At 67.2% G+C, this 20,546-nt stretch carries 18 protein-coding genes; 11 read left to right on the forward strand and 7 right to left on the reverse strand.

What is annotated here, in order from left to right; translation table 11 throughout:
- Nucleotides 1-31: 31 nt before the first annotated feature.
- Entirely contained in the window at nucleotides 32-1,402 is a 1,371-nt protein-coding gene (locus WFK98_RS03245) for a glutamate--cysteine ligase (RefSeq protein ID WP_336799262.1), read from the reverse strand.
- 159 nt (nucleotides 1,403-1,561) lie between these two features.
- On the opposite strand from WFK98_RS03245, the gene WFK98_RS03250 reads away from it, so the two are divergent.
- Nucleotides 1,562-2,308, forward strand: a complete 747-nt coding sequence (locus WFK98_RS03250) for an SDR family NAD(P)-dependent oxidoreductase (RefSeq protein ID WP_266339709.1) — start codon at nucleotides 1,562-1,564, stop codon at nucleotides 2,306-2,308.
- A gap of 45 nt (nucleotides 2,309-2,353) precedes the next feature.
- Here the strand turns inward: WFK98_RS03250 and WFK98_RS03255 are convergent, their stop codons facing one another.
- A complete protein-coding gene (locus tag WFK98_RS03255; protein ID WP_336799263.1) occupies nucleotides 2,354-3,310 on the reverse strand; it encodes a DMT family transporter in 957 nt (318 codons plus the stop codon).
- 277 nt (nucleotides 3,311-3,587) lie between these two features.
- Here WFK98_RS03255 and WFK98_RS03260 point away from each other — a divergent pair, with 277 nt between their 5' ends.
- The 5 genes from WFK98_RS03260 to WFK98_RS03280 all read left to right on the forward strand — a co-directional run bounded on the left by WFK98_RS03260 (nucleotide 3,588) and on the right by WFK98_RS03280 (nucleotide 10,697).
- Nucleotides 3,588-4,940, forward strand: a complete 1,353-nt coding sequence (locus tag WFK98_RS03260) for an efflux RND transporter periplasmic adaptor subunit (RefSeq protein ID WP_336799264.1) — start codon at nucleotides 3,588-3,590, stop codon at nucleotides 4,938-4,940.
- Complete coding sequence (locus WFK98_RS03265) at nucleotides 4,937-8,089, forward strand: efflux RND transporter permease subunit (RefSeq protein ID WP_336799265.1); 3,153 nt, start codon at nucleotides 4,937-4,939, stop codon at nucleotides 8,087-8,089. The genes WFK98_RS03260 and WFK98_RS03265 overlap by 4 nt, the downstream gene beginning before the upstream one ends.
- 107 nt (nucleotides 8,090-8,196) lie before the next feature.
- Nucleotides 8,197-8,898: a type 1 glutamine amidotransferase gene (locus WFK98_RS03270; RefSeq protein ID WP_336799266.1), complete on the forward strand. Its 702-nt coding sequence runs from the start codon at nucleotides 8,197-8,199 to the stop codon at nucleotides 8,896-8,898.
- Between the two features lie 99 nt (nucleotides 8,899-8,997).
- Complete coding sequence (locus WFK98_RS03275; protein ID WP_336799267.1) at nucleotides 8,998-9,798, forward strand: transporter substrate-binding domain-containing protein; 801 nt, start codon at nucleotides 8,998-9,000, stop codon at nucleotides 9,796-9,798.
- Between the two features lie 86 nt (nucleotides 9,799-9,884).
- Complete coding sequence (locus WFK98_RS03280; protein ID WP_336799268.1) at nucleotides 9,885-10,697, forward strand: amino acid ABC transporter permease; 813 nt, start codon at nucleotides 9,885-9,887, stop codon at nucleotides 10,695-10,697.
- 2 nt (nucleotides 10,698-10,699) lie between these two features.
- Here the strand turns inward: WFK98_RS03280 and WFK98_RS03285 are convergent, their stop codons facing one another.
- Together WFK98_RS03285 and WFK98_RS03290 are read right to left on the reverse strand one after the other, a co-directional pair.
- Entirely contained in the window at nucleotides 10,700-11,164 is a 465-nt protein-coding gene (locus WFK98_RS03285) for a DUF29 domain-containing protein (protein WP_336799269.1), read from the reverse strand.
- Between the two features lie 170 nt (nucleotides 11,165-11,334).
- Nucleotides 11,335-12,132 carry a FadR/GntR family transcriptional regulator gene (locus WFK98_RS03290; RefSeq protein ID WP_336799270.1) on the reverse strand — a complete coding sequence of 266 codons (798 nt, stop codon included), beginning with the start codon at nucleotides 12,130-12,132 and terminating at the stop codon, nucleotides 11,335-11,337.
- Nucleotides 12,133-12,244: 112 nt separating this feature from the next.
- On the opposite strand from WFK98_RS03290, the gene WFK98_RS03295 reads away from it, so the two are divergent.
- Together WFK98_RS03295 and WFK98_RS03300 are read left to right on the forward strand one after the other, a co-directional pair.
- Entirely contained in the window at nucleotides 12,245-13,381 is a 1,137-nt protein-coding gene (locus WFK98_RS03295; protein ID WP_266339946.1) for an alpha-hydroxy acid oxidase, read from the forward strand.
- A 55-nt stretch (nucleotides 13,382-13,436) separates the two neighbouring features.
- Nucleotides 13,437-14,714, forward strand: a complete 1,278-nt coding sequence (locus WFK98_RS03300; RefSeq protein WP_336799271.1) for a DUF3422 family protein — start codon at nucleotides 13,437-13,439, stop codon at nucleotides 14,712-14,714.
- Here WFK98_RS03300 and WFK98_RS03305 read toward each other — a convergent pair.
- Complete coding sequence (locus WFK98_RS03305) at nucleotides 14,711-15,643, reverse strand: LysR family transcriptional regulator (RefSeq protein WP_336799272.1); 933 nt, start codon at nucleotides 15,641-15,643, stop codon at nucleotides 14,711-14,713. The two genes, WFK98_RS03300 and WFK98_RS03305, sit on opposite strands and share 4 nt — an antisense overlap.
- A 126-nt stretch (nucleotides 15,644-15,769) precedes the next feature.
- Between WFK98_RS03305 and WFK98_RS03310 the strand changes: the two genes are divergently transcribed.
- Both WFK98_RS03310 and WFK98_RS03315 read left to right on the forward strand, forming a co-directional pair.
- The gene (locus WFK98_RS03310; RefSeq protein WP_336799273.1) at nucleotides 15,770-17,203 is read left to right on the forward strand and encodes an FAD-linked oxidase C-terminal domain-containing protein; all 1,434 of its coding nucleotides are present in this window, start codon (nucleotides 15,770-15,772) and stop codon (nucleotides 17,201-17,203) included.
- Nucleotides 17,204-17,237: 34 nt separating this feature from the next.
- Nucleotides 17,238-18,410, forward strand: coding sequence for an FAD-binding protein (locus tag WFK98_RS03315; RefSeq protein ID WP_336799274.1), 1,173 nt, complete (start codon nucleotides 17,238-17,240; stop codon nucleotides 18,408-18,410).
- Between the two features lie 69 nt (nucleotides 18,411-18,479).
- Here WFK98_RS03315 and WFK98_RS03320 read toward each other — a convergent pair whose 3' ends face one another.
- Nucleotides 18,480-18,815 carry a hypothetical protein gene (locus tag WFK98_RS03320; protein WP_266339721.1) on the reverse strand — a complete coding sequence of 112 codons (336 nt, stop codon included), beginning with the start codon at nucleotides 18,813-18,815 and terminating at the stop codon, nucleotides 18,480-18,482.
- A gap of 120 nt (nucleotides 18,816-18,935) precedes the next feature.
- Between WFK98_RS03320 and glcF the strand changes: the two genes are divergently transcribed.
- The gene (gene glcF / locus WFK98_RS03325) at nucleotides 18,936-20,234 is read left to right on the forward strand and encodes a glycolate oxidase subunit GlcF (protein WP_336799275.1); all 1,299 of its coding nucleotides are present in this window, start codon (nucleotides 18,936-18,938) and stop codon (nucleotides 20,232-20,234) included.
- A gap of 4 nt (nucleotides 20,235-20,238) precedes the next feature.
- Here glcF and WFK98_RS03330 read toward each other — a convergent pair whose 3' ends face one another.
- The gene (locus WFK98_RS03330; RefSeq protein WP_266339723.1) at nucleotides 20,239-20,502 is read right to left on the reverse strand and encodes a DUF1488 domain-containing protein; all 264 of its coding nucleotides are present in this window, start codon (nucleotides 20,500-20,502) and stop codon (nucleotides 20,239-20,241) included.
- Between the last annotated feature and the right edge of the window lie 44 nt (nucleotides 20,503-20,546).

A 20,546-nucleotide genomic window follows, 5' to 3' on the forward strand; every position in this document is an offset into this window, starting at 1 on the left:
TTGAGAAGGATCAATCGACAAGAATGCGCAACTAGTAGGCGTGGCGGCGGAAGACCTCGCCGATATCGCCGTTCCACTCGGTGCGGCACTCGTGCAGCAGCCTTTCGGCGAGCGTCTGGCCGCTGGCGACGATCTCTTCGAGCGGCTGCAGGTGGACGGCTTCGTCATGACCGTCGCTGTTCAGCTGGTTGCGGGCGGCGAGGCCGCGGCGCGAGATCTGCAGCATGTCGCGGGCGATGTCACGTACCGTGCGATTGCGGAACGGCGTCGCAAGCGCCGTGCGCGGAACGCCGTCGCGCAGCGCCTGGCGCTCCTCCGCCGTCCAGTCCTTGACCAACTCCCAGGCCGCGTCGAGCGAGGCCTGATCATAGAGCAGGCCGACCCAGAGCGCCGGCAGTGCCGTCAGCGACCGCCACGGGCCGGCATCGGCGCCGCGCATCTCGATGTACTTCTTCAGCCGCACGTCCGGGAACAGCGTGGTCAGATGGTTGTTCCAGTCGGAAAGCGTCGCCACCTCGCCCGGCAGAGACGGCAGCTCGCCCTTCAGCAGGTCGCGGAACGACTGGCCGGCGACATCGTGATAGGTGTCGCCGCGCTTGACGAAATACATCGGCACGTCGAGCGCCCAGTCGACATAGCGCTCGAAGCCGAAGCCGTCCTCGAACGCGAACGGGATCAGGCCGGAGCGCCGGTTGTCGGTGTCGCGCCAGATCTCGGCGCGGTTCGACAGAAGCCCGTTGGCATTGTTGTCGAGGAAGGGCGAATTGGCGAACAGCGCGGTCGCGATCGGCTGCAGCGCCAGCGAGACGCGCATCTTCTTGACCATGTCGGCTTCGTCGGCGAAGTCGAGGTTCACCTGCACCGTCGAGGTGCGGAACATCATGTCGAGGCCCCGCGTGCCGACCTTCGGCATGTAGCGCGCCATGATCTCGTAGCGCGATTTCGGCATCACCGGGGTCTCGGCCAGCGACCAGATCGGCGAGGTGCCGAGGCCGATGAATCCGACGCCGAGCGGAGCCGCGCATTCGCGCACCTGGGCGAGATGCGCATGCAGCTCGCGGCAGGTCTGGTGGATCGTCTCGAGCGGCGCGCCGGAAAGCTCGAACTGGCCGCCGGGCTCCAGCGAGATGGCGCCGCCGCCGACCGGATCGACGAGGCCGATGATCAGGCCGCGATCCTCGATTGGCTGCCAGCCGAGCAGGCCTTCCATCAGGCGCAGGATGCGTTCGATGCCGCGCGGTCCCTCGTAGGGAACGGGCTTCAGGTCATCGCTATAGAAGCCGAACTTCTCGTGCTCGGTGCCGATCCGCCACTGGGCCTTGGGCTTGGAGCCGCTGGCGATTACGTCGACGAGTTCGTCGCGCGATTCGACGATCGTGGAATCGGTAGCGTCGCGGGCCATGAGTACTCCGAAGCAGTGAGGCGCGGCACCTTAGCGGCGTGCCGCAGGAACGGCAATGGACGCGCCCTTCGCCCGCAAAACTGCGGCCGGCGGTGGACCAGAAGCCTGAATCAGTGCACCGATACCACCCTGGAAGCGCTTTCTGGGAGGAAAATCAGAATGTCCGATTCGACGAGGCCTGCAGCCATCATCACTGGGGGAACGCGCGGCATCGGCGCGGCGATCGCACGCGCGCTGGCGGCGCGGGGCGTCGACCTCGTCCTCTCCGGCCGTCACCGCGACGAGCCGGTGGAAAAGCTGATGCGCGAACTGGGCGCGATCACCGGCGTCCTGTTCCATGCCGCCGACGCGGCCGACCCGGCCTCCGCGCCGGCGATAGTCGATGCGGCGCTCGCCCGCTTCGGCCGCATCGACTATCTCGTGCCCTCGGCCGGTGGCGCGGTTCCCGGCACGGCGCTGACGGTGACGCCGGAAGCGTGGGAGAACGCCTTCCGCGTCCATGTCCATGCGCCCTTCCATCTCTTCCGCGCGGCGCATGCTTCCCTTGCCAAGCAGGGCGGGGCGATGCTGCTGATCTCGTCGGTGGCGGGCCTGCGCGGCTGTCCCGCGACGATCGCCTACCAGACGGTCAAGGGCGCGCTGCCGCAGATGGGCCGGGCGCTGGCGCGCGACCATGGCCATGAGGGCATCCGCATCAACACGATCTGCCCCGGCATCATCGAGACGCGCTTTCACGAGGCGATGACGCCGGAGGCGCGCGCCAACAACCTCGCCAACCGCATCCCGCTGCAGCGCCTCGGTTCGCCCGAGCAGGTGGCGACCGCCGCCGTCGAGCTCCTGACCAACGAGTTCATCACCGGCGAGACGCTCGTCGTCGACGGCGGCATGAGCATGCGGATGGTCTGATCGCGCAACCCGGAAGGCCGCGGCCCTCCGGGGCCTTCCCGTTGCTCAGCGCCTGCCGAGCACGATCACGTTGCCGACCATCACCAGTGCAAGGCCGGCGATCGCGAAGATCGTCCAGTGATAGCCTTCGGCGAAAGTCGAGATCAGAAGCGCGAAGACGGGGAACAGCACCGTCGAATAGCCGGCCCGGCCGGAACCGATCCGCCCCAGCAGGGTCAGATAGGCGAAGAAGGCGATCACCGACGAAAGCAGCGACAGCCAGAGCCACGAGGCGATATACTGCAATGACCAGTCGATGATGAACGGCTTGCCGAGGATGGCGGCTGTCAACGCCAGGATCGCCGTGCCATAGGCCATGCCCCAGGCGCTGGCCGAGACGACCGGGATGCCGCGTTTCTGCGTCGAGGCGGAAATCATGTTGCCGATACAGAAGAACAGCGTGCCGCCGACGCAGAGCAGCAGGCCAATCGCTGCGTCGTGGTCGATCTCGGTGCCGGCGATCTCCGGCCAGAACATCAGCGCAACGCCGCCGAAGCCGAAGGCGGCGCCGAGCAGGATCCGCCGGTCGATCGGCTGGCTCAGGAAGATGGCGCCGAGCAGCATGTTGAAGACGGAGGCGAGCGAGAAGATGACGGCGAGCAGGCCCGAGGCCAGTTTGGCGCCGCCGACATAGAACTGCAGGAAGTTCATCGAGAAGATGAAGAAGCCGAGCCCCGCGAAGCGCAGATGCTCGGCGAGCGGGAAGGCGAGGCGATAGCGGCGGAGGACGCCCCAGCCGAACATCACCAGCGAGGCGAGCAGGAACCGCCAGGTCAGCGCCACCTGGGGCGCGACGACGCCGAGCTGCAGCTTCAAGGCGATCCAGCTGGTGCTCCACGCGAAGACGGTGACGGCGTAGAGCGAATAGTCGAGCCGGGTCATCGCGCCGCCGGCCGGTTTCGGCGCTGGCGGCGTGGCGGCGGCAGTCGCGCCGGCGGGGATCGAATCGGAAAGGGAAGGCATGCGGCGGTCCGATTTGCGGGGGGCAAAGGCCACCGAGAGCAGGAACGTCGAGGCGCGTCCAGCAAATCTTTGTGAGTGAAACCTCACGCATTTTGATGAATCGGTCCGACGGAATTTGGGAACTCGCGGAGAACTGCGCCGAATAACGGCCAAAAAGTGAAGCCGGGCGCTGGGTTAGCGCTGGCTGTGGCCGGCCCGCCGCGAGCTTACCGCGATTTAATGAGGAACCCGAAAGCGATCACCCCATAGCTTAGGTGTACGCAGGGGAAAGCTCATCATGCGCAGATCCGTTGTCCTTGGCTTGGCGGTTGTCGTCGTGCTTGGTTTCGGGGTGGCCTACAAGCAGGGCCTGCTTCCGGCCTGGGTCGACGGCCAGGTGGCGAGCTCGGGCCCTCCGGCCAGCGGGCGCGGCGGCGGCACCGGCAAGGCCGGCGCGCGCAACATGGTTCCCTCCGTCACCGTGGCGACGGCGGAAACCGGCAACCTGCCGGTCCGGCGCTCCACCATCGGCTGGATCAACTCGGTTTCCTCGACGACCGTGACCACGCAGCAGCAGGGCGTCGTCACCACCATCGCCGTGGCGAACGGCGCCGACGTCAAGGCCGGCGACCTGCTCGTCCAGCTCGACGATCGTGCCGCGAAGGCCACGCTGGCGCGCGACAAGGCGGCGCTGGCGCGCGATCAGGCCACGGTCGTCTCGACCAAGGCGGATCTGAAGCGGGCGCAGGACCTGGTCGCCCGCCAGGTCGATTCCGCCCAGCAGCTCGACCAGGCCGTGGCGGCGGCGGCGAGCGCGGCCGCTGTAGTGCAGCTCGACCAGGCCAATATCGATGCCGACCAGGTCGTGGTCGACGACATGCACATCACGGCGCCGCATGACGGAAGGCTGGGGGCGTTCGCCATCACCGTCGGCAGCCTCGTCCAGCCCGGCACGACGGTGGTCGTGCTGACCGACATGGACAATCTCGAGGCCAATTTCACCGTCTCCGACGCCGATGTCGGCCTGCTGCGCCAGTCGCTTTCGGCCGGCAACGTGCCGGTCCGGGTGTCGCCGTCCAATCCGCCGACCGCTGCGGTCTCCGGCCAGAAGGCGGGCGGCGATCCCGCCCAGGCGACGCCGGCCGCCGCAGCGGAGCCCGCTCCGGTCCCTGCCGCCCAGGCGACCGTCGATTTCATCGACAGCAACATCAACTCGGGCTCCGGCACCATGGCCGTGCGGGCGGCGGTTCCCAACCGGAACCGCGAGTTCTGGCCGGGGCAGGCCGTCAAGGTCGAGATCGACCTCGGCTCCCATAGCGATGTCGTCCTCGTGCCGACCGTCGCCGTGCAGCCCGGCCAGAACGGCTCCAACGTCTTCGTCGTCAAGCCGGACCAGACCATCGATGTCCGCCAGGTGCAGCTCGCCGGCATCGTCGGCGATCGCGCCGGCATCGTCTCGGGTCTCGAGGCGGGTGACAACGTGGTGACCGAGGGGCAGCTCTCGCTCGCGAACGGCATGAAGGTGACGGTGCGCGATGGCAAGCCGGCCGCGGCCGGCGCTGCGCCCGCCACTGATGCCCCGAAGACCGACGCGCCGCAGAAGAAGTCCGGCGTGCCGGAACAGGTCAGCGGATCGGAGGCCAAGCTGTGAAGATCTCCGAACTCTGCATCCGGCGCCCGGTCGCCACGACGCTGTTCTTCCTCGGCATCGCCATGGGCGGCGTCTTCGCATACCAGCAATTGCCGGTGGCCGCCCTGCTGGAGGTCGCCTTCCCGACGATCAGCGTCTCGGCGCAGTTGCCCGGCGCCTCGCCGCAGACGATGGCGACGGCGGTCGCCACCCCGCTGATCAAGCAGTTCGAAACGATATCCGGCATCGACACGATCACCGCCACGAGTTCGCTCGGCAATTCGCAGGTCGTGCTGCAATTCGTGCTGAACCAGAACATCGACACGGCTGCCGGCGACGTCCAGGCGGCGATCGACCGCGCCCTGCGGCAATTGCCGCCCAACATGCAGAACCCGCCCAGCTACCGGAAGGTCAATCCGGCGGATGCGCCGGTCCTGCTGCTGGCGGTGCAGAGCTCGACCCTGCCGATGTCGACGGTCGACGACTTCGCCGAGAACGTCATCTCGCCGAGCCTCTCGACCCTGCCGGGCATCGCCCAGGTCGGCGTCTATGGCGGCCAGACCTATGCCGTGCGCGTTCAGGCCGATCCCAACAAGCTCGCCACCCGCAACATCGGTCTCGACCAGATCTCGACCGCGCTCGCCGCCGCCAACGACCAGACGCCGGTCGGCACGATGCAGAACAAGAGCCAATCGCTGGTCATCGACGCGCCGACGCAGATGGTGAACGCCGAGGCGTTCAAGCAGCTGATCGTCGCCAACCCGAACAACAACCCGGTCCGCCTTTCCGACGTCGCCAACGTCGTCGACAGCGTCCAGAACACTGAGACCGCAGGTTGGTATGACGGCACGCGCTCGATCGTGCTGGCGATCCAGCGGCAGCCGAGCGCCAACACGGTCGCCGTCGTCGACGCCGTCAACGCGCAGCTGCCCAAGCTGATCGCGTCGATGCCCGCCTCGATGACGATCAAGGTGCTGAACGACCGCTCGACCTCGATCCGCGCCGCCATTGCCGATGTGCAGACGACGCTGGCGATCACCATCGGCCTGGTGATCCTCGTCATCTACCTGTTCCTCGGCAAGCTTTCGGCCACCTTCATCCCGGCGCTGGCGGTGCCGCTGTCGCTGGTCGCCGCCTTCGGCGGCATGTATTTCTTCGGCTTCAGCGTCGACAACATCTCGCTTCTCGGCCTGACGCTCGCGGTCGGCCTCGTCGTCGACGATGCTATCGTCATGCTCGAGAACATCATGCGCCACGTCGAGGAGGGGATGCCGCCCTTCGAGGCGGCGCTGGTCGGCAGCCGCGAGGTCGGGCCGACGATCGTCTCGATGACGCTGTCGCTCGTCGCCGTGTTCCTGCCGGTGCTGCTGATGGGCGGCGTGATCGGCCGGCTGTTCAACGAGTTCGGCGTCGTCGTCACCCTGGCGATCGGCGCCTCGATGGTGGTGTCGCTGACGTTGACGCCGATGCTGACGGCCCGGCTGCCGAAGTCCGCCACCAGCCATGTCCGCCGCGGCCCGGCCGCCTGGTTCGAGCGCGGCTTCCTCTGGGTCGAGCACCGCTATGATCGCGGCGTCGGCTGGTGCCTGGCGCATCGCTTCATCATCCTCGGCGTCTTCCTTGCCTCGGTGGCGGCGTCGGGCTGGCTGTTCATGACGCTGCCGAAGGGCTTCTTCCCGCAGGAGGATATCGGCCAGCTCTCCGTCTCCACCCAGGCGCGCCAGGACATCTCCTTCGACGCCATGGTCGGGTTGCAGCGCCAGGTCGAGGCGACCCTGAAGGCCTCGCCCTATGTCGTCCATGTCGCCTCGTTCGTCGGCGGCGGCCCGGGTTCGGTGACGCTCAATTCCGCCTCGCTGTCGGTGCAGCTGAAGCCGAAGGACCAGCGGCCGCCGTTGAACGTCATCCTGAACGACCTGCGGGCGCAGCTCGGGAAGATCGCCGGCATCCGGTCCTACATTCAGCCGGTGCAGAACCTGCGCATCGGCGGCGTCAGCTCGCAGAGCACCTACCAGCTGATGCTGCAATCGATCGACGAGCCGACACTGAACGACTGGGCGACGCGGCTGACCACGGCGATGCGGGCCGACCCGCACTTTGTCGACGTCGCCAACAACCTGCAGAACAATGCCCTGCAGGCGCGGATCGTCGTTGATCGCGACAAGGCGGATTCGATCGGCATCTCCGCCGCGACGCTGCGCCAGACGCTGGAGGACGGCTTCGGCACGGCGACCGCCGCGACGATCCAGTCGACCGGCTCCAGCTACGACGTCATCCTCGAATATGATCCGCAACTCGCCTGGTCGGACAGCCTGCTCTCCGACATCCGCGTTCGCTCGGCGTCCGGCAATCTCGTGCCGCTATCGAGCTTCGCGAGCGTGCAGCGGACCTTCGGGCCGGTGACGGTCAACCAGCTTGGCCAGCTGCCGGCGGCGACCATCTCCTTCAACCTGCCGGACGGCGTCGCGCTCGGCGACGCCACCGCCCAGGTCGAGGTGCTGAAGCAGCAGATCGGCGTGCCGGCCAGCGTCTATACCTCCTATGCCGGCACGGCGCAGGTGTTCCAGCAGTCGCTGGCGACGCAGGGCCTGCTGATCTCCGCGGCGATCCTGACCATCTATGTCGTTCTCGGCATGCTCTATGAGAGCTTCATCCATCCGCTGACCATCCTGTCCGGCCTGCCGGCGGCGGCGTTCGGCGCGCTGGTGGCGCTGAAATGGGCCGGGCTCGACCTCTCGGTGATCGCCCTGATCGGCATCCTGATGCTGATCGGCATCGTCAAGAAGAACGCGATCATGATGGTCGACGTCGCCATCGACGGCCAGCGCGAGGGGGGCCTCGAGCCCGAGGCGGCGATCCACCGCGCCGCGGTGCGCCGGTTCCGGCCGATCATGATGACGACCTTCGCGGCGCTGTTCGGCGCGGTGCCGATCGCGCTCGGCACGGGCGCCAGCGCCGAGCTGCGCCAGCCGCTCGGCATAGCGGTGGTCGGCGGCCTGCTCGTCTCGCAGCTTCTGACGCTGTTCATCACGCCGGTCATCTATATCGAGATGGAGCGCTTCAGCCGCTTCCTGTCGAGCCTGCGCCACCGCACGGCCGCGAAGCCCGGCACCGAGCCGGCCGCGCCCGAGACGGGAGCCCAGCCGCTGCCGCAGCCGGCGGCGGAGTAGGTCGAGGCAGTTCGGCGCGAGCCCAGAAAAGTCCGCGCCGCGCACTGGCGGAATCGTTCGGTTCGGCATCTATTGGTGGATGCCTCCATCCTGCGAGCCGACCGTCCATGCGCATCCTCGTCGTCGAGAACTATCAAGCCACGTCGCTCGGCCTGATCCGGCCGGCGCTCGCCGCCGCCGGGGCGGTGATCGATGTCCGCCAGGCGCATGAAGGCGATCCGTTGCCCGATGCGCCGGACGGCTACGACGCGATCATCGTGCTGGGCGGCGGCCAGAGCGCGGTCGACGACGAGAAGCATCCCTACCTGCCGCGCCTCGCCAGGCTGATGCGGGCCTTTGGTGACGCCGACAAGTCCGTGCTCGGCATCTGCCTCGGTTCGCAGATTCTGGCGCGCGGCTACGGCGCCCGCAACGTCCTCGGCCGGCCGACCGAGTTCGGCTGGCAGGAGGTGACGCCGACAGAGGCCGGGCGCGACGATCCGGTCGTCGGCGTGCTGGATGGGCCGTCGCCCCTGTTTCACTGGCATTCCGACACCTTCACCCTGCCGGAAGGGGCCGTGCACCTCGCCACCAGCGCGATGACGCCGCACCAGGCGTTTCGCATCGGCCGCGCCGTTTACGGCATCCAGTTCCATTTCGAGGCCGATACGGCCCTGGTGCGCGACTGGAGCGACGCCTTCGGCGACGTCGCCGCCTCGATCGATCCCGATTGGCCGGAGCGCCACGCGCGCGAGAAGGGGCCGCTCGGCAGCCGCGCCGACGCGGCCGGCCGGGCGATCGCCCGCGCCTGGATTGCGACGATCCGATGAACGGATTCGTCAATCGCGGACCGAACGGCTAAAGCTGGTGCCACCGCGGCCGAGGGGGCTGGCGGCCTTTCTGACCTCAACGAACGCTGGAACCTCACCATGCGCTTTTGGAAGACCATTGCCTTCGCCGCTGCCGCCGCGCTTGCGCTGGGGGCTTCGGCGGCCCGGGCCGCCGATCTGCCCGATCTCAAGGGCCGCACCATCGTCGCCGTCACCGAAAATGCCTACACGCCGCTGAACTTCGTCGATCCGAAGTCGGGGCAGGGCATCGGCTGGGAATACGATGCCTTCAACGAGATCGCGAAGCGCCTGAACGCCAAGGTCGACTGGAAGCTGGCGAGCTGGGATACGATGATCCAGGCCGTGCGCGATGGTCAGTTCGATGTCGGCATGGACGGCATCACCATCAATGACGAGCGCAGGAAGCAGGTCGACTTCTCCGATCCCTACATGATCTCGCAGCAGCTGATGCTGGTCCGCGCCGACGAGAACCGCTTCACCGATGCCGCCAGCTTCAAGCCGAACGACAAGCTTCTGGTCGGCGCCCAGGCCGGCACGACGAATTTCTACGTTGCGGTCTACAACGTGCTCGACGGCGACGAGAAGAACCCGCGGATCAAGCTCTTTGAAACGTTCGGCGCCTCGGTGCAGGCGCTGAAGACCGGCGACGTCGACACCGTGCTGATGGATAAGACTTCGGCCGACGGCTACATCGGCGCCTCGCCGGGCTCGTTCAAGGTGGTCGGCGAGCCGCTCGGCACCGAGGAATTCGGCTTCATCCTGAAGCCCGGCTCGGACCTGACCGCGCCGATCAACGCCGCCATCGCCTCGATGAAGGCCGACGGCACCTTCGACAAGCTGAACCAGAAGTGGTTCTACGAGTACCGGGCCGGCCAGTAGGGATCGGCCCCGGCTGTCATCCTGCAGGATGGACTGGCTCTTCTTTCCCTCTCCCGCGGGAGAGGGAAACGCAGCTTGAGTTTTTCATGCCGTCACCTCCGAAAACGCCGCGTCGCGAAATTCCGTATTGGCTGCTCGCCATCGGCCTGCTCGGCGTACTGTTCCTCTGGCTGATCTCCGCGAATGGCGACTATGCGACCATCTTCGCGGCGGTGCGGCAGGGCGTGTTCGTCACGCTCTGGGTGACGTTCATCGCCTTTGCGCTGGCGATGGCGCTCGGCTTGCTGATCGCGCTGGCGCGCACGTCCCGCCATCGCATCCTGCGCGAGATCGCGACCTTCTATGTCGAGATCGTGCGCGGCATCCCCATGCTGGTGCTGTTGTTCTACATGGCGTTCGTCGGCGCGCCGCAGCTCGTCGCGTTCTGGAACTGGGTGCTGGCGACGCCGATCGAGCAGGGATGGCTGCCGGGCTTGGGCGTGCGCGATTTCGGCATGACGGCGCGGGCCATCGCGGCGCTGACGATCGGCTATTCGGCCTTTCTGGCCGAGATTTTTCGCGCCGGCATCGAGGCTGTTCCCAAGGGGCAGACGGAGGCGGCAGCCTCGCTCGGCCTGTCGCGCATGAAGACCTTTCGCCTCGTCGTGCTGCCGCAGGCGACCCGCACCGTCCTGCCGCCGATCGGCAACGACTTCGTCTCGATGATCAAGGATTCGGCGCTGGTCTCGGCGCTCGGCGTGCAGGACCTGACCCAGCTCGGCAAGGTCTACTCGTCCTCGACCTTCCTGTTCTTCGAAACCTACAACGTTGTCGCGTTCCTGTACCTCGTCATGACCATCAGCCTGTCGCTGCTGGTCCGCGCCCTAGAGCGCCGCATGGCGAGGAGCGACGCGCGCTAGGGTCAGTCGGGCAGGAAGTCTTCGTCGCGGAGTTGGTCGAGCGTCCATGGACATTCGGTCGGGAAGCTCTCACGCGGCAAGCCTGTCTCGGTCGCTGCTTCGCGAACGGATCGACGATACACGGTCTCGACGATGGACTTGGCTTGCGCTGCCAGAGTGCGGCTCTCACGCTCTCGTGCGTCGATGTTGTCGCGTTCGCGCCCGATTGTGATCTCCCAGGAACTGGAGCGCTTCTGGGGCTGGTACTTCCATTTGAGGAGGTGGGCGAGGAGGAGGCGATAGGCGGATTCGAGCGCATGCAGCTTTTCGCTTCCCATGTCCTCGAGTTCCTCGATCAGGTTGGGGAGGTCCACTTCCTGGATCCGCTTCTGGCGCAGCAGTTCGATTTGCTCGTAGAGCCAGAGGTAGACGTCGTCCTCGTAGTCGGTCGGCGTCTCGTAGAGCGGCTTTTCCTTGGCGAGGCCCATGGGGTTCTCCAAACCAAAGCTGGATTTCTCCGTTCACTATGCCACGAACGGAAGCGAGCGACGAGTTCAGCTTTGGGGAGCTTGAGGGGCGGCGGCAGGCCTGGTCTTCACCTCTCATGCAGGAAAGGCGAACGGCAGCGCGGTCGTCCTCTCCGGTCGGAAAGAAGGGGCTATCCCTTGCGCACCGGCCGCTTCGCCGTGGCGCGTTCCTCGAACTGCATCAGCCGCAGCGTGCCGATCTCGGCGCGGGCGCCGGCTTCGGCGGCGTCCCGCATCGAGGCCGAGACATAGGCGATGTGATCGATCGCAGCCTTGCGGGCGGCCTCGGGATCGCCGGCGAAGATTGCGTCGCGCAGCGCCTTGTGCTGGGCGAGCAACTGGTCGCGCGAACCGGTCTGGCCGTAGAGGCGGCTGCGGTTGTAGAAGACGCCGTCGGCGAGCAGCCGGTAGCAGGCCCGCAGCACGTGGATGATGACGATGTTGTGCGTCGCCTCGCCGATCGCCTGGTGGAACTCGACGTCGAGCGCCGCCTCGCGCCGGAAATCCGCCTTGTCGTGCTCCGCCTCCATCGCCTCGATGATGCGGGCGAGGATGGTGCGGTCGGCCTCGGTGGCGCGCTCCGCCGCCATTGCCGCCGCCGTCGCCTCGATCTCGCGCCGGAATTCCAGATAGTCGCCGCCCGCCTTGGGGGATTGCGCGATCAGGTCGACGATCGGCGCGGCGAAGATCGCGCCCTCGATCGCCGCCACATAAGTGCCGCCGCCGGGCCGGCTTTCGACCAGCCCGCGCGCTTCCAGCGCCTTCAGCGCGTCGCGCAGGATCGGCCGCGACACGTCGAGCGTCGCCGACAGGTCACGCTCGCCCGGCAGCTTGTCGCCGGGATGCAGCACGCCCTCCAGCACCAGCATCTCGATCTGTCGCGCCACCTCGTCGGCGGTCGCGCGGGAAGGAATCGGTTGAAAGACCATGCGGAAGAGCCTATCAGCGGAAATCAGGAAGTGGTCAAGAAATTGATCCAGTTGGCGGGCGCGGCCCGCATTTCAAGATTTCAGAACCAATTGGAGCGGCGCCATGGGCGGCTTGAAGGACGCAACGAGCATTGCAGACCTGAGACTTTTGGCGAAGCGCCGCGTGCCGCGCGCCTTCTTCGACTATGCCGATCGCGGCTCCTACAATGAGGAAACGATCGACGCCAACTCGGCCGACTTCAAGGAACTGAAGCTGCGCCAGCGCGTCATGGTCGACGTCTCGAACCGCTCGACCGAGGCGACGCTGCTCGGCGAGAAGTTCGCCTATCCCTTCGCCTTCGCGCCCACCGGCCTCACCGGCATGCAGCATGCCGACGGCGAGATCCTCGCCGCCAAGGCCTGCGAGAAGGCCAACATCCCGTTCGCGCTCTCGACCATGTCGATCTGCTCGATCGAGGACGTCGCCGCCGCCACCTCGCGCCCGTTCTGGTTCCAGCTCTACGTGATGAAGAACCGCAACTTCGCGAAGCAACTGGTCGAGCGCGCCATCGCCGCCAAGTGCTCGGCGCTGATCCTGACGCTCGACCTGCAGGTGCAGGGCCAGCGTCACCGCGACATCAAGAACGGCATGACCGTGCCGCCGCAGATCAAGCTGCACAACGTGCTCGACATGGCAACCAAGCTTCCCTGGGCCTTCGAGGTGCTCGGCAGCAAGCACAAGACCTTCGGCAACCTGACCGGCGTCGAGGGCATGAGCGGCGTCAAGTCGCTCGGCCAGTGGATCTCGGGCCAGTTCGACCCGGCGCTGAACTGGGACGACGTCGCCTGGATCCGTTCGATCTGGCCCGGCAAGCTCATCCTGAAGGGCGTGCTCGACGTCGGCGACGCGCAGAAGGCCGTCAACACCGGCGCCGACGCCATCGTCGTCTCCAACCATGGCGGTCGTCAGCTCGACGGCGCGCCGTCGGCGATCTCGCGCCTGCCGCGCATCGTCGACGCCGTCGGCAAGCAGACCGAGATCCTGTTCGACAGCGGCATCCGCTCGGGCCAGGACGTGCTGCGCGCGCTGGCGCTCGGCGCCAAGGGCTGCATGATGGGCAAGGCCTTCCTGTTCGGCCTCGGCGCCGGCGGCGAGGCGGGCGTCTCCAAGGTGATCCAGATCGTCGGCAAGGAGCTCGACGTCTCGATGGCTCTGACAGGTCGTCGCACCCTGGCCGAGATCGACGAAACCGTCATCGACCGGGGTTGAGCCCGGCCCGCCGCCCGCCTACTGCTTGAGTGGGCGGCGCTGGCGGGAGAGGGCGATGCGCGAAGGGCCGAGACGTTTCGAGGATCACCCGCTGCGCGGCGCCGTGCTGCATGAAATTCATGCGCGGCCCTTCCTCATGATGGAAGCGCCGCGCATCGTCCTGAGCTTCGCCTTCATGACGGACGCGGCCCAGTCCGCGGCGGCGCGGGGCAGCCTGGCGGCGCTCTGCGCCCGTAACGGCCTGCCGCAGCCGGCCGCCGATGCGCGCCATCATGTCGTGGATCTCGCCGGCGGCACGCTGCGCTGGGAGAGCCACGCCGAATTCACCACCTATAGCTGGGACGTGCGCGGCAGCGCCGGCGCATTGCCGGCGGATACGCCGTTCGGCGAGGCGTTCGAGCCGCCGGGGCCGCTGATGGTCGCCGTCCGGCTCGACCTCGTGTCCGACGATCGGCCCGTCGCCGACATCCTCGCCTCCTACGATCCGGGTTCGCTGGCGGTTTCCGAGGTGGCCGGCGGGCGCGGCGTGATCGCCAGCGATTTCCGCGAGGATGGCGACGGCTATACGCGGCTGCTGGTCATCGATCGCGGGTTCGAGCCGCAGGAGGCCGGGCCGGTGGTGCAGCGCCTGCTCGAACTCGAGACCTACCGGACGCTGGCGCTCCTGGGCCTGCCGGAGGCGCAGCGCCTGCAGCCGGAGATCCGCCGGATCGAGACCCAGCTGGTGGCGAACACCGCCCGCTTCCGTTCGAGCGAGGGGTTCGAGGCCAATCGGCGGCTGCTCGACGACCTGACGGCGCTCGCCGGCGAACTGGAGGCGGGCGCCGCCGAGAGCGCCTTCCGCTTCGGCGCCAGCCGCGCCTATTCCGAAATCACCCATCTCAGGCTGAACGCCATGAGCGAGCGGCCGACGCCGGGCTATTCGAGCTTCACCGCCTATCTCGCCCGCCGCATGGCGCCGGCGATGCGCACCTGCCAGACGGTCGAGAGCCGCCAGCAGGACCTGTCGCGAAAGCTCGCCCGCGCGGCGGCGCTGCTGCGGGCGCGCGTCGATGTCGAGCTGTCGCAGCAGAACCGGGCGCTGCTCGACAGCATGAACCGCCGGGCGCGCCTGCAGCTACGCCTGCAGCAGACGGTCGAAGGGCTCTCCGTCGCGGCGATCAGCTACTACATCGTCGGCCTGATCGGCTATCTGGCCAAGGGTTCGCCGATGGTCGGCTTCGAGCTCGATCCGACGCATGTCACCGCCTTCGCGGTCATCCCGGTGGCGCTGTTCGTCTGGTTCCTCGTCCGCCGCATCCGCTCGCGGCATGACGACGGACATGGCGACTAGGGGGCTTTCGTCGGCGCGAGGATGGGTTCCAGCCCCTGGTCCCAGTGCGGGTGCTCGCCATAGAGCCTGGCGAGATGGTCGATGAACAGCCGGACCTTGGCGGCGAGGAAGCGGCGGCTCGGATAGACCGCATGCACCGCCACGTGCCGCGAGGCGCGATAGGCCGGCAGCACGACGACGAGGCGGCCTTCGCGCAGTTCCGGCCCGACATCCCAGGTCGAGCGGAAGGCGATGCCGAGCCCGGCGAGCACCGCCTCGCGCACCACCTCGTTCGAATTGGTCCTGAGCCGGCCCTCGACATGCACCGTCGCCGGCCCGTCGGGCCCCTCGAGCCGCCAGGGATCCTGGCTGGCGGTGGCGAGCAGCGTGTGCCGCGACAGCTCGGCGATAGTCTTCGGCGTGCCGTGCTCGGCGAGATAGGCAGGCGTCGCGCAGAGCAGGCGATGATTCGGCGCCAGCCGCCGCGCCACCAGGCTCGAATCCGTCAGCTCGGCGATGCGGATCGAGACGTCGATGCCGTCCTTGACCAGGTCGACGAACTCGTCCGAGAGCACCAGATTGACCGTCAGGCCGGGATTGGCGGCGAGGAAGGCGCCGAGATAGGGCGCGATGTGCAGTCGGCCGAAGGTAGTCGGCGCCGACACCTTGAGCGTGCCGCGCGCCACGTCCGAGCGCCGGCTGACGAAGGACTCTGCCTCGTCGATCGAGGCGAGGATCTGCACGACGCGGTCGTGAAAGCCGCGGCCGGCCTCGGTCAGAGCGATCTGCCGGGTGGTGCGCTGGAGTAGACGCGTGCCGAGCCGATCCTCCAGCCGCTTCAAGCGCTTGGAGACGACGGCGGGCGAAAGATCCAGCTCGCGCCCCGCCGCCGACAGGCTTCCGGCGGTGACAACGCGGGCGAAGATCTCCATATCGGATAGTGTGCTCATTGCCTCTACGGTGGCAAAAAATCAGGGCGATTTTCAATCTACCGGCAAGGATGATTGTTTTCTATCCCGGCTTGGGTACAAACCCGTGCGCGCCTAGAGTGGTTCTGAACTGGGAGGGAGGCTGCCATGTCCGCGATTGAGATTCCGAAGCCGGATCCGCGCATCCTCGCGCGCCGGGCGGAGATCCTCGCCGGCCTCGCCGCGCTGGTGCCGCCGACCTCGCTGATCACCGAGGAGGACGAGCGCCGCGCCTATGAGACGGACGCGCTCACCGCCTATCGCCGCGTGCCGCTCGCCGTCGTGCTGCCGGAAACCACCGAGCAGGTTTCCAGGGTGTTAACATTCCTGAACCGGGAAGGTGTCAAGGTCGTCGCCCGCGGCGCCGGCACGTCGCTCGCCGGCGGCGCCATTCCGAGCGAGGACGCGGTGGTGCTCGGCGTCTCGAAGATGAGCCGCATCCTCGACGTTGACATCGCCAACCGAACCATCCGCGTCGAGGCCGGCGTCACCAATCTCGGCGTTTCCGGCGCCGTCTCGCATCTCGGCTTCTTCTACGCGCCCGACCCGTCGAGCCAGCTCGCCTGCACCATCGCCGGCAACATCGCCATGAACTCCGGCGGCGCGCATTGCCTGAAATACGGCGTCACCACCAACAACGTGCTGGGCGTCAAGATGGTGCTGATCGACGGCACCATCGTCGAGCTCGGCGGCGCGCATCTCGATGCCGCCGGCTACGACCTGCTCGGCCTCATCGTCGGCTCGGAGGGCCAGCTCGGCGTCGTCACCGAGGCGACGCTTCGCATCCTGCCGCTGGCCGAGGGCGCGCGGCCGATGCTGATGGGCTTCCAGTCGGCCGAGGACGCCGGCGCCTGCGTCGCGGCCATCATCGCCTCCGGCATCATTCCGGTCGCGATCGAATACATGGACCGGCCGGCGATCAAGGTCTGCGAAGCCTTCGCCCATGCCGGCTATCCGCTCGACGTCGAGGCGCTGCTGATCATCGAGGTCGAGGGTTCCGAGGCCGAGATCGAGGATCTGATCGGGCGCATCACGACGATCGCCGCCGACTACAACCCGTCCGGCCTGCGCATCTCGCAATCGGAAGCCGAGAGCGCCGCGATCTGGAAGGGGCGCAAGTCCGCCTTCGGCGCCATGGGCCGCCTGGCCGATTATATCTGCATGGATGGCACCATCCCGACCGGCCAGCTTTCGGCCGTTTTGACCGGCATCGCCAGGATCTGCGAGGGCTACGGGCTGCGCGTCTCCAACATCTTCCATGCCGGCGACGGCAATCTCCACCCGCTGGTGCTCTTCAATGCCAACGACCCGGCCGAGCAGGAAAAGGCCGAGCGCTGCGGCGAGGACATCCTGAAGCTCTGCGTCGAGCTCGGCGGTTGCCTGACCGGTGAGCACGGCGTTGGCATCGAGAAGCGCGACCTGATGACCTATCAGTTCAACACCATCGATCTCGACCAGCAGATGCGGGTGAAGACCGCGCTCGATCCGCAATGGCTGCTCAACCCGCACAAGGTGTTCCCGCTCGCGGGACGCCCCGTCTGATGCCCGAAATGCCCGTCTTGCAGGAAGTCCGCCGATGACGTCGATCCTTCTCCCCGACAACGAGGCCGAGATCGAGGCGATCGTGCATGAAGCGGCGCAGTCGCGCAGCGCGCTGGCCATTCACGGCGGCGGCACGCGGCCGATCGGCCGGCCCGTCCATGCCGAGCGCGCGCTGTCGACGCAGCTCCTGACCGGCATCACGCTGTACGAGCCCTCGGAACTGGTGATCTCGGCTCGTGCCGGCACGCCGCTATCCGAGATCCAGGAGACGCTCGCCGCCAACCGGCAGCGCCTGCCGTTCGAGCCGATCGACTATCGCCAGCTGCTCGGCGGTCACGGCACGCCGACGATCGGCGGCATGACCGCCTCCAACAGCTCCGGCCCGCGCCGCATCCATGCCGGCGCCGCGCGCGACTCGCTGATCGGCGTGCGCGCCACCACCGGCCGCGGCGAGACGATCAAGACCGGCGGCCGCGTCATGAAGAATGTGACCGGCTATGATTTCGTCAAGCTGCTGGCCGGTTCCTGGGGCACGCTCGGAGTTCTGACCGAGGTCACATACAAGCTCGTTCCCGAGGCGGAGACGGAGCGGACGCTGCTTCTGAGCGGGCTGTCGTCCGAGCGCGGCGTCGCGGCGCTGACGGCGGCGCTCGGCACGCCCTTCGAGGTGACGGCCGCTGCCCATCTGCCGGCCACGGACGGCATGCCGGCGCGGACGCTGCTGCGGCTGGAAGGCTTCGAGGCTTCCGTCCGCTATCGCAGCGAGCGGCTGGATCAGGTCCTGAAGCCCTTCGGCAATTTTGACATCATCGCCGCCGAGGCCTCGCGCGTGCTCTGGAAGGGCATCCGTGACGTCGAGGCGCTCGAGGTTCCGCATGAGGCGGCGATCTGGCGGATTTCAGTCCGTCCGACCGACGGTCCGAAGGTGGGCGACGCGCTCGCCGCCGCGCTGGGGAGCCGGCTCGTCTATGATTGGGGCGGCGGTCTGGTCTGGGCGAGCGCGCCGGGAGAGGGCGATGGCGGCGCCGCGGTGGTGCGGGCGGCGGTCACGGCCGTGGGCGGTCATGCCATGCTGGTGCGCGGTTCGCCGACGCTGCGGGCGACCGTGCCCGTCTTCGAGCCGGAAGAGCCGGCGGTCGCCGCGATGAGCCGCCTGATCAAGGCGACTTTCGATCCGGCCGGGGTGCTCAATCCGGGAAGGATGTGAGCCATGCCGGAGGCTGGAACAGGAATGGGATGGCCGCCGGCGCGGCAAAGCGCCGGGGCCGCAGCCGTTCTATTCGGTGAAGCGGACGACGCCCACCTCGCAAACGTCGATGCCTTCCTCGACCACTTCGCTGTCATCCGCGAAGACGCCCTTGAAGTCGAATTTGCAGTATCCGCTGCCGTCATCCATGTTGATGGTGACCGATCCGCCAGCGGGAACCTCGTCGTCGCCGAGAATATCCTCTTCCCAATCCTTGGCGCCGACGTTCGAAGCGTAGAATTCGCTGAGGTCGGAACTGGTTTCGTTGATGATCTTCACCTGGCGGTTCTCGGCGCTGGCGGTGCCGGCGAGAACGAGAGACGTGAAGAAGGCCGCTCCGACGGCGGCCCACAGGCGATGCTGCATAGCTATTCCCTTGAATGCGCTGAAGAGATTTCGCGCGCCTCGCCAATGCCAGATGGCCTGGGGTTGCGCAAGCACGATCCGGCACCCTTCTCAACACCGCCCGCAGCGGCAGAGTGATCCATGCAAACCTCCTTCTCCCTTGCCCAGCTCGCCGATCCGGATGTCCGCGAATCCGAGAAGATCCTGCGAACCTGCGTCCATTGCGGCTTCTGTGCCGCGACCTGTCCGACCTATGTGCTGCTTGGCGACGAACTCGACAGTCCGCGCGGCCGCATCTACCTGATCAAGGACATGCTGGAGGGCGGCAAGCCGGCCAACGAGCAGGTGGTCAAGCATGTCGATCGCTGCCTGTCCTGCCTTTCCTGCATGTCGACCTGTCCGTCCGGCGTGAACTACATGCACCTCGTCGATCATGCCCGCGCGCATATCGAGGAGACCTATGACCGCCCGCTCGCCGACAAGGTGATCCGCACCGCGATCGCGGGCATCTTGCCCTATCGCAATCGCTTTCGCCTGGCGCTTGTCGGCGCCGCCATGGCGCGTCCCTTCGCGGGCCCGATCGGCAAGGTGCCGGGCTTCAAGCGGATCAGCGCCATGCTGAAGCTGGCGCCGCGCTTCCCGCATGGTCGCACCGCTTCGGAGGGGCCGGGCACGTTCCCGACCCAGGTCGAGAAGCGCGGCCGGGTGGCGCTGCTTTCGGGCTGCGTCCAGCCGGTGCTCGATCCCGGCATCAACGAGGCGACGATCCGCCTGCTGAACCGGGTCGGTGTCGAGGTGGTGATCGCCAGGGGGGAGACCTGCTGCGGTTCGCTCGCCCACCACATGGGCAAATCCGAGCAGTCGCACGAGACGGCGAAGCGGACGATCGACGCCTGGATCGCCGAGATGGATGGCGAGGGGCTCGACGCCATCATTATCACGGCGTCCGGCTGCGGCACGACGATCAAGGACTACGGCTTCATGTTCCGCGAGGACGCCGCCTACGCCGAGAAGGCGAAGCGGGTTTCGGCGATCGCCAAGGACATCACGGAATATCTCGAGAGCCTGAAGCTGGCGCCGGTTGCCGCTCCCAAGCCTTTGACCGTCGCCTACCACTCCGCCTGCTCGATGCAGCATGGCCAGCAGATCAAGACGACGCCGAAGACGCTGCTGTCGAAGGCTGGATTCACCGTGCGCGACGTGCCGGAGGGACATCTCTGCTGCGGATCGGCCGGTACCTACAACATGCTGCAGCCGGAGCTCTCCCAGCAGCTGAAGGCGCGCAAGCTCGGCAACATCGCCAAGGTCGCGCCGGATGTCGTCGCGACCGGCAACATCGGCTGCATCACCCAGCTCTCGGGCGGGGTGCCGGTCGTGCATACGATCGAACTGCTGGACTGGGCCTATGGCGGCCCGAAACCGGCGGGGCTTCCCGCCTGATCCCTCAAAGATCGTCGGCGGTCAGCAGGTAGGATCCCTGCGCATGGCGGGAATAGACCCGCTCGGCCGCGCGTTCGATCCGCGCCCGGTTGGCGTCGAAGGCCTGCAGCGCCGCCGCCTCGTCCAGTCCGCCGCCCGGATCAATCCGCGCGAGGGCATCCGTTTCCAGGAAGAACGAGATTTCCAGCGCGCTGTCATAGCCCCAGAACTGGATCCGGTGATGCGAGGGGCTGTAACTGCGGCTTCGGTTCGGAAACTGGAGGTACATGGCGTGATCATACGCCCAACCGGGGCCTTTGGCTGCAAATAGTG

Origin of the sequence: Kaistia sp. MMO-174 (assembly GCF_037147815.1) — a bacterium.
GTDB classification, from domain to species: domain Bacteria; phylum Pseudomonadota; class Alphaproteobacteria; order Rhizobiales; family Kaistiaceae; genus Kaistia; species Kaistia nematophila.

Bases quoted from the DNA above. Each gene is read 5' to 3' on its own strand.
- WFK98_RS03255 (WP_336799263.1), bottom strand. From the start codon at position 3,310: ATGCCTTCCCTTTCCGATTCGATCCCCGCCGGCGCGACTGCCGCCGCC.
- WFK98_RS03245 (WP_336799262.1), bottom strand. From the start codon at position 1,402: ATGGCCCGCGACGCTACCGATTCCACGATCGTCGAATCGCGCGACGAA.
- WFK98_RS03310 (WP_336799273.1), top strand. From the start codon at position 15,770: ATGTCCGCGATTGAGATTCCGAAGCCGGATCCGCGCATCCTCGCGCGC.
- WFK98_RS03320 (WP_266339721.1), bottom strand. From the start codon at position 18,815: ATGCAGCATCGCCTGTGGGCCGCCGTCGGAGCGGCCTTCTTCACGTCT.
- WFK98_RS03275 (WP_336799267.1), top strand. From the start codon at position 8,998: ATGCGCTTTTGGAAGACCATTGCCTTCGCCGCTGCCGCCGCGCTTGCG.
- WFK98_RS03285 (WP_336799269.1), bottom strand. From the start codon at position 11,164: ATGGGCCTCGCCAAGGAAAAGCCGCTCTACGAGACGCCGACCGACTAC.
- WFK98_RS03260 (WP_336799264.1), top strand. From the start codon at position 3,588: ATGCGCAGATCCGTTGTCCTTGGCTTGGCGGTTGTCGTCGTGCTTGGT.
- WFK98_RS03305 (WP_336799272.1), bottom strand. From the start codon at position 15,643: ATGAGCACACTATCCGATATGGAGATCTTCGCCCGCGTTGTCACCGCC.
- WFK98_RS03330 (WP_266339723.1), bottom strand. From the start codon at position 20,502: ATGTACCTCCAGTTTCCGAACCGAAGCCGCAGTTACAGCCCCTCGCAT.
- WFK98_RS03315 (WP_336799274.1), top strand. From the start codon at position 17,238: ATGACGTCGATCCTTCTCCCCGACAACGAGGCCGAGATCGAGGCGATC.
- WFK98_RS03250 (WP_266339709.1), top strand. From the start codon at position 1,562: ATGTCCGATTCGACGAGGCCTGCAGCCATCATCACTGGGGGAACGCGC.
- glcF (WP_336799275.1), top strand. From the start codon at position 18,936: ATGCAAACCTCCTTCTCCCTTGCCCAGCTCGCCGATCCGGATGTCCGC.
- WFK98_RS03270 (WP_336799266.1), top strand. From the start codon at position 8,197: ATGCGCATCCTCGTCGTCGAGAACTATCAAGCCACGTCGCTCGGCCTG.
- WFK98_RS03290 (WP_336799270.1), bottom strand. From the start codon at position 12,132: ATGGTCTTTCAACCGATTCCTTCCCGCGCGACCGCCGACGAGGTGGCG.
- WFK98_RS03280 (WP_336799268.1), top strand. From the start codon at position 9,885: ATGCCGTCACCTCCGAAAACGCCGCGTCGCGAAATTCCGTATTGGCTG.
- WFK98_RS03300 (WP_336799271.1), top strand. From the start codon at position 13,437: ATGCGCGAAGGGCCGAGACGTTTCGAGGATCACCCGCTGCGCGGCGCC.